The sequence below is a fragment of the Lederbergia sp. B243.17 genome (assembly GCF_057657925.1).
Map to the genome: position 1 here is coordinate 125,130 of NZ_JBWBKF010000039.1, position 6,545 is coordinate 131,674.

At 44.4% G+C, this 6,545-nt stretch carries 9 protein-coding genes and 1 riboswitch; of the genes, 7 read left to right on the plus strand and 2 right to left on the minus strand.

The window, feature by feature from the left end; genetic code table 11:
- Nucleotide 1 precedes the first annotated feature (1 nt).
- On the plus strand, nt 2–229 hold the full coding sequence (gene yedF, locus AC0TWI_RS07865; RefSeq protein ID WP_488125784.1) for a sulfurtransferase-like selenium metabolism protein YedF: 228 nt from the start codon (nt 2–4) through the stop codon (nt 227–229).
- A gap of 107 nt (nt 230–336) precedes the next feature.
- Complete coding sequence (locus AC0TWI_RS07870) at nt 337–570, plus strand: hypothetical protein (protein WP_488125785.1); 234 nt, start codon at nt 337–339, stop codon at nt 568–570.
- 50 nt (nt 571–620) lie between these two features.
- Here the strand turns inward: AC0TWI_RS07870 and AC0TWI_RS07875 are convergent, their stop codons facing one another.
- Nucleotides 621–935: a DMT family transporter gene (locus AC0TWI_RS07875; RefSeq protein ID WP_488125786.1), complete on the minus strand. Its 315-nt coding sequence runs from the start codon at nt 933–935 to the stop codon at nt 621–623.
- Nucleotides 935–1,276 (minus strand): DMT family transporter, encoded by a 342-nt coding sequence (locus tag AC0TWI_RS07880; RefSeq protein WP_488125787.1) that lies wholly within the window; start codon nt 1,274–1,276, stop codon nt 935–937. Before AC0TWI_RS07880 ends, AC0TWI_RS07875 begins: the two co-directional genes overlap by 1 nt.
- A gap of 61 nt (nt 1,277–1,337) precedes the next feature.
- A riboswitch (guanidine-I (ykkC/yxkD leader) is annotated at nt 1,338–1,435 on the minus strand.
- 163 nt (nt 1,436–1,598) lie between these two features.
- Here AC0TWI_RS07880 and AC0TWI_RS07885 point away from each other — a divergent pair.
- The 5 genes from AC0TWI_RS07885 to AC0TWI_RS07905 all read left to right on the plus strand — a co-directional run.
- Entirely contained in the window at nt 1,599–2,093 is a 495-nt protein-coding gene (locus tag AC0TWI_RS07885) for a DUF2798 domain-containing protein (protein WP_488125788.1), read from the plus strand.
- Nucleotides 2,094–2,435: 342 nt separating this feature from the next.
- Nucleotides 2,436–3,155 carry an ABC transporter ATP-binding protein gene (locus tag AC0TWI_RS07890; protein WP_488125789.1) on the plus strand — a complete coding sequence of 240 codons (720 nt, stop codon included), beginning with the start codon at nt 2,436–2,438 and terminating at the stop codon, nt 3,153–3,155.
- The gene (locus AC0TWI_RS07895; protein ID WP_488125790.1) at nt 3,124–5,586 is read left to right on the plus strand and encodes an ABC transporter permease; all 2,463 of its coding nucleotides are present in this window, start codon (nt 3,124–3,126) and stop codon (nt 5,584–5,586) included. Before AC0TWI_RS07890 ends, AC0TWI_RS07895 begins: the two co-directional genes overlap by 32 nt.
- 4 nt (nt 5,587–5,590) lie before the next feature.
- Nucleotides 5,591–6,094: a PadR family transcriptional regulator gene (locus AC0TWI_RS07900; protein ID WP_488125791.1), complete on the plus strand. Its 504-nt coding sequence runs from the start codon at nt 5,591–5,593 to the stop codon at nt 6,092–6,094.
- Nucleotides 6,095–6,296: 202 nt separating this feature from the next.
- Nucleotides 6,297–6,545, plus strand: a 249-nt coding sequence (locus tag AC0TWI_RS07905) for a transposase (RefSeq protein WP_488125792.1), incomplete at its 3' end; no start/stop codon positions are given.

Here is a 6,545-nt window from a genome sequence, read left to right on the forward strand (position 1 = left end):
AATGGAAGCTAATTTAACATTGGATATTCGGGGCGAATCTTGTCCTTATCCGGTCATTTATACGTTAGAGGCGTTGCAGGAAATGGAGAAGGGTCAAGTATTGCAAGTGATTGCTGATTGCCCGGCATCGTTTATCAATGTTCCTGAGGAAGTCGTCAAACATGGGTATAAGCTTGTCAATGAACCGGAGAAAAACGGCCGGGATTTGTACTTTTATATTGAGGCATGAGTGTTTATAAAAGAGGGAGAGTACCTTAATAAAAAGGGAAATCCCTTTTTATATGGATACATATTTCGCTCCCAATCACCTCACACTATGCAAAAGGGGTGATATCCATGCCAGGCAGAAATGAACAGTCAAACGGCAATGCTGATCCACATGTGGACGGGAGATTTGAAGGTGTAATCAACGATTCGACCGCATCGGCGAGTGAACAAATGGGCGTGCGTGCCGATTCCAATCAGAATGAGAATCCATTCCATGCGGAAGGTGCAAGGTCTCGAGGGTTGGAAAAGTTTGAGCGGTTTACCCGCGGCAATAGGACAAAGGATGAGGAACTTGATAAGTAATTGAGCAAGTCGCAAACAGCCTCCCTGGCTACCAGGGAGGCTGTTTGCTGTTAGGAGACGAGTTTTAGCCCGACGGCTGCACACAGAACGACGGCTATAAGACTGATCCTTTTCCAATCCTTCGATTCCCCGAAAAAGAGCATCCCGGACAGGGCGCCGCCTACAACCCCGATTCCCGTCCAAATTGCATAACCGGTTCCCATCGGGATGTATTGAAGTGAGTAACTGAGAAGGGCAAGGCTTGAGCCAAAGCTCAAAATCAAGAAAACGAGGGTCTGCCAGTTCCGTTTTACAGACAATTGATTAATCATGGCAACACCAAACGTCTCGAGCAGTCCAGCGATAATTAATGTGAACCAAGCCATTAGGATTCAGCCCCTTTCATGTCTTTCTCATCTGTCACCATTTTTAAACCGATGACACCAGCGAGCAGGATGATAACGAGTATGATTTTAGCCCAGTGAAACGCCTCTCCAAACAAGAGGATTCCGGCCAAGACCGTGCCTCCCGTACCCAAACCGACAAAAACGGCATACACCGTCCCTGCAGGGAGAACTTGCGCCGCAGTAATCATAAGATAATTGCTGACAACAATAAGGATAATCGTACCGGTCCATGTCCAGAAATCATACGCATGCGTCAATCCAATCACCCAAAAGACTTCCAGAAAAGCAGCGACAAAGACTTTCATCCAATTTCGATTCATCTTCCTGACACCTCCAATTTTTTAGAAAGCAAAAAAGCCCGGGAGAAACTGATGAACAGTTTTCTCCCAGGCTTTTATCCTTCCGTGGCACAGCCAAGCTGTGAGTTTTCTCTCGGACCAGACCAACTTGACAGTTGCGGAACCCTAGAAAACATTTAAGATTTTTAATTGCTTACTATTATACACAATTTTTTAGCGCGTGCAAGAAAGGGGAGGAGGTAACGCTTGATGTCAATTGCTCATTGTTCACAGATTGTTCACTTACGAGGACTTCCTTCGTCTCGATATACTGAGGCAGTGTTTAAAAGAAAGGATGTTGACATTGCCGACAAATAAGAAAGAGAGTGTACAATTCGGATTACTGATGTGCTTTGGGATGGTGCTCGTTATGACCTTCTATAACTTTTACTTAAATGGCATGATCGGGCACATGACATGGAGGCAGGGAGTTTCAGACTTTTTGATCGGGTTTTTGATCGCCATTCTTCTAGATTTGTTTTTGGTAGGTCCCAATGCCAAAAAGCTGGCGATGAAAATTACGGCGGGGACGACGAAACAGGTTTATACGATCCTTGCCATTTCAACCTGCATGGTGATTGGCATGGCCGCACTCATGTCGATATACGGAGTGGTTACGTACTATCTTCATAATGGCTCTGATTCCACTTCGCTAATTGCCCAATACGGATCGATTTTTGGAAAAAACTTCATTTTGGCATGGCCTTTGCAAATCATTATCATGGGACCGCTCGTCCGGTTTATCTTCACTCGCTTCGTAAAGAAAGGTAATGAAGTGAACGTGGCAGAACAGAACTGAACTAAGAAAACGAAAACACCTTACGTTGGATGGAATAGCAACTAATCAACGTAAGGTGTTTTTTTATCGCTTTACTTCATGACGGCTACTGCCTGCTCACGTTTTGACCAATCCATGCTGTATCTTCCGAGCATAATGGATTCGAGATTCAATTGCTTGCTGTTATACACAATTTTTAAGTTGAATCAAGGGGAAGGGGGAAATTCATTCTATATACTTAGTATATATGGTGAAAAGCGTTATGAAGACGATTTCAAATGTTGAATCACTATTTTTAGAAGTTTCCCTATTGAATTATTATATACTAAGTATATAATGGTTTTGTAGAAGGGGAGGGGTCATATGATACATGTAACCGATTTGACAAAAGAATTTACGCAGGGACATGAGAAGACGAAGGTATTAAAAGGTGTTGATTTACAGATTGAGGAGGGGGAGTTTGTGGCAATCATGGGGCCAAGTGGCTCCGGAAAGAGTACGTTGCTCCAGTTGCTGGGCGGCCTTGATCTCCCGACTGATGGGAAAATTGAAATGGATGGTGTAGTAATTAATAAGCTAAGGGAAAAGGAAAGAACGATTTTTCGCCGTAGAAAAATGGGTTTTGTTTTTCAGAACTATCAGTTACTCCCTACATTAACAGTTGAGGAGAATATTGCTTTTCCGCTTCATGCAGACGGAAAACTGACGAAAGAAGATCGGGGCTGGATCCGTGATTTAATCCAATCTGTTGGACTGGAAGGACTTGATGGGAAACGGGCCAACCTTTTAAGCGGGGGGCAGCAGCAGCGTGTGGCGATTGCCCGTGCCCTTGTTAATAAACCCGCAGTTCTATTGGCAGATGAACCTACAGGAAATTTAGACCGAGCAAGAGCGGAAGAAATTTTAACATTACTGACCACCTTTCATCGTAAAAACAAACAAACGATTGTCATGGTAACGCATGATATATTTGCAGCGGGTTTTGCAGATCGCATTATCCTGTTCAAGGATGGGGTTGTCGATCAAGTCATTTCAAGGAAGGATCGTGACTATGCTAAGTACTTGGCGAATTTCATGGCGTAACCTGACACAGCATAAAAAAAGGTTTCTCTTTACATTGGTTGCGATGATTTTTGGAACGGCTTTTGTCACATCCATGTTCATTGCGGATCGAACAACGGATGATGTGTTTGACTATTATGAGCAAATGTATGTGGCGAATGCGGATTATTGGGTGCTGACGGAAGAACATTCGTTTCCGGAAGAATTGGTGTCACCCATCTTGCATGATTCTCGCGTTAGGGATGCATTGCTTGTTCTCGATAAACAGGCTTTTTTTGAACTCGAAGGCGATCATTCGTTGAATGAACGATCCGTAAGGATAACAGGAGTAAGCGATCAAAACAGTTCTTTGCTGACAGTGCCGGTCTTGGAAGGCAGCCTGGATAACGAGGGGCTTGTCGTTCCTGAACCAGTCGCTAAGCTTTTAGGAAAAGGGATTGGAGATACGATCCGCTTTGAAGGTTTGGGGGAAGCGAAAATTTCGGCCATCGTCGAGTATACCCAGCTGCTTGCAAGCCCTAGTACGTGGGAACGGGCTGAATCCTCCAGTTTTCGTGTCATGGCCCCGCTTTCGCTAGTAAAAGAGTGGACGGGAAAAGAGAACGAGATTTCCTATTTGCGTTTTCAAGTAGATGGGAACGGTGAGGATCTCTTGCGCACCATGCAGGATCGATTCCGTGGCACTCAGGCCTACATTGAACCGGTTGTCGCAGATGATCTTCAAAATAACGATATCGGTGGTCTCTATACATTTTTTTATCTGATCGCCGGATTATCGGTATTCATCAGCGGATTCATCGTTTTCAACATGATTTACACAAGTGTAATAGAGAGGAAAAAAGAATTTGCCATTATGAAGAGCCTGGGCTACACGCCAAGCTCCATATCCAAACTGGTGCTGATCGATAGTACACTTTTGGCGCTCATTAGTACGGCCATCGGCGTCCCTCTTGGCATCGGGCTCGGGGATTTGTTTATGAAAGCCCTTCTTGGTGTGTTCGAATTTGATATGGTCTACACGCTGAACTGGAAAGTGCCTGCCATTGCCTCCATTTGTATTGGCTTGGTATTCCCTATTGTTTTTTCACTTTTCCCAATTTATGATGCGGGAAAAGCTTCAATTTTATTAACTTTAAAGGCGGATACTCAACCGAAAAGATCATCAAGACGCACTTTCGTAAAAGTTGTTCTAGGATTGGGCCTTTTGCTGCTGGGGCTCATCGATCATCCGCTTGGGTATGCCGCCGTCATTGCAGGTGTGATTCTCTTATTCCCGCATCTGTTGAATGCCCTTGGTAAAATGTTCAAACCAGTGTTGCGGTATTTCTATCGGTATCCCGGCACATTGGCCGTTAAAAACCTGTCTGAACAATTAAATCGGAATGGTAACACCGCCGCCATTCTTGCAATCGGCATTGCGATTATGCTTTTGCTGAGCGCTGTAATAAAATCAGCTCCAGAAGGAATCGATAAGGAGATCAGGGGCACTTTTGGAGGAGATATGAGGGTGACCTCTGAATCGCCGTGGAACGCAGAAGACGTGGCAAAAATCCGTTCGTACAGCAAGGTGAAAGATGTCCAGCCGTTAACGGAGGCTACTCCAATTACATGGGAGACGACCGGAGGGACGATGAGACAGTTTTCAGTTTTGGCTGTCGGCAAAAATCGACCGTCTTTATTCTTTCATCAACGTAAAGAAGGGCTTTTGCTTCAACTCGAGCAAAAACCTTCTGTAGTTCTTGGAGAACGGGCGTTTACGGAGTGGGGCGGAGCGATCGGCGACAATATAGTCATGAATACTCCAAATGGAAGACAAACCTATGAAGTGATCGATGTTGTGGAAACCTCACACTATGGCGGATATGTCGCTTTCATGGATGAACGGGTCATGCAAGACTTTTTCGGCTGGACAAACAACTCTGAGCTGCTGCTGACAGTGGATCCCAAGTCTTACGGAGATATACGTGAACAATTATGGTCTGATTTCTCCCAGCATCTTTACAAAGTCCAAACGGTAGAGGACGAAATTCGGTCGACCACTGCTGCTATTACAGGAATGAATGGGCTTCTTTATGTTATGCTCATCTTGACTGTCGGATTGGCGAGCATCGGAACCGCAAATACATTGCTTATGAATACGCTGGAACGTATATCAGAGCTTGGGACGATGCGGGCAATCGGCTTCACGAAACAGCAGATTCGGAACATGATCCTTGCAGAAGGGCTAATAATCGGATTGGCTGGCATCATCGGTGGCATTGCAACGGGCGTGCTATTGATTTATATTACGAGCCGATCAAAACTAATGGAAGGATTTATGTCATTCCACCTTCCTTATAGTGACATGGTGCTTGCCATTGCTGCCGGAGTGTCACTTAGCCTCGTTGCTGCCTGGATTTCCAGCAAAAGTGCAAGTAAAATGGAAATCCAATCATTGCTTAAAGAAGGTTGATACATTGTCTGTTAAATATGGGATTTTAACTTTATTATTCTCGCAGCAGCATCATGGATACGAATTGAAGCTGGAGTTGGATTCCCTGCTTGCAATGAAAGGGAAAATCAACCCCGGTCAAATTTATACGACTCTTGATCGTCTCATGCGTGATCAACTCGTCTCATCAGCTGGAGTCGATGATCAAGAAAGAAAGCTGTACGCATTGGAGCCAAAAGGCAAAGCCGAATTGGAAAAGTGGCTGCTGGAGCCCGTGCCTTACAATACGGCGAAAGAGGACTTCTTCTTTAAATGGAGTTGTGCGAGAAAGATTGATTATCACGTCGAAAAGCAGATGCTCGAGCAGCAGAAAGCGTTGATTATTAAAGAAGTGATGGAGCTTACTCAATTAAAAACCGAGTTCTTATTGCAAGGGGATGAGCGGGAATATTTACTCGTGACAGGCACATTATACCATTTGGAGGCGGATTTAAATTGGATCAGCCAGGTAGAAAATCGGAATCGGTAGCTTGAGTTGTCCATTCCTATAGATAAAAACGACGCGAATAAGGAGGGGCTGGGACAAAACCCATCTCTGATACGAAAAAAGCCGGCGGAATTTTACGATGAGTAAAATTCCGCCGGCTTTAATTGTCTTTCATGAAAGATAAGGACCACTTCTGATAAAATTAAGTCACCACAACAAAATATTACCGGAAAGAAGGGTCCTTATGTTTAAAAATTATAACATGAATCAATTGGTTTTGCCTTTAGATTTAGAAGTGAAACTACAAAATAATGATATTGCCTTCCATATCCATCATTTGGTCGAAAGCATCCCTGATGAAGCGTTCGAATCATTTCTCCGAAATGAGGGCTGTCCTGCCTACCATCCGCGCATGATGCTTAAAATCATCTTATGCGGTTATACTCAGTCGGCATTTTCCGGGCGCAAGATCGAGGCGCTTCTCAAAGACAGT